Annotated in this window: 1 protein-coding gene; it reads right to left on the reverse strand. The window is 67.6% G+C overall.

Annotated features, from left to right (window positions below; translation table 11 throughout):
• A partial coding sequence (gene dnaG / locus DU475_RS23885; RefSeq protein WP_164633524.1) for a DNA primase occupies positions 1 to 884 on the reverse strand: 884 nt, incomplete at both ends.

Raw genomic sequence — 884 nt, forward strand, 5'->3', positions numbered from 1 at the left:
CCGCGAGCCGGCCGCCGGCGCGGGCGAGATCGTCGGGGTCCTGGCCTTCGGGGAGCAGCGCAAAGCGCAGGCTTTTCCCGGGCTTCAGATGCGGCAGCGCCAGGTCGGCGGCGCGATACGCCGCCTTCTGGCCGGCGCGGTCGCCGTCGAAGCACAGGATCGGCTCGTCGGCCATTTTCCAGAGGTGCTGAAGCTGCGCCTCGGTCAGCGCGGTGCCGAGCGGCGCGACGGTTGCGGGGAAACCAACCGTGACCAGCGCGATGACGTCGACATAGCCTTCGACCACGATCACCGAACCGCCTTCATGCGCGGCTTTGCGCGCGGGCGCGTGGTTGTAGAGGTTGTCGCCCTTGTGAAACAGCGGTGTCTCGGGCGAGTTCAGATACTTCGCTGCGACATCCTTCTCCAGCGCGCGGCCGCCGAACGCGATCACCCGGCCGCGCAGATCCAGAATCGGAAACATCACCCGGTCGCGGAACTTGTCGAACGGCACCGGGATGTCGGGGCCCGCCGACAACAGCCCCGCTTCGATCATGTCGGCCACCGGCACACCGTGCTTGCCGAGATGCTCCTTCAGCGCAAAGCGCTCGTTCGACGCATATCCGAGCCGGAACTTGACCTGGGTGCCCGGCAGAATCGCGCGGTCGGCCAGATAGCCGCGGGCGCGGGCGCCGGCGCGTGAGGCGAGATTGTCGGCGAAGTAATTAGCCGCCAGCTCCATCACGTCGTACAGCGATTTGCGGCGCAGCTCCTGGCGCGCGGATTCTTGCGTCTGCACCGGCAGCGCAACGCCGGCCATCGCCGCCAGCCGCTCGACCGCTTCGGGGAAGTCGACGCCCTCGGTCAGCATCACGAAATCGAAGATCGAGCCGTTCTTGCCCGAG

The sequence above is a fragment of the Rhodopseudomonas sp. WA056 genome (assembly GCF_010906995.1).
In the GTDB taxonomy this organism is placed as follows: Bacteria; Pseudomonadota; Alphaproteobacteria; order Rhizobiales; family Xanthobacteraceae; genus Rhodopseudomonas; species Rhodopseudomonas palustris_G.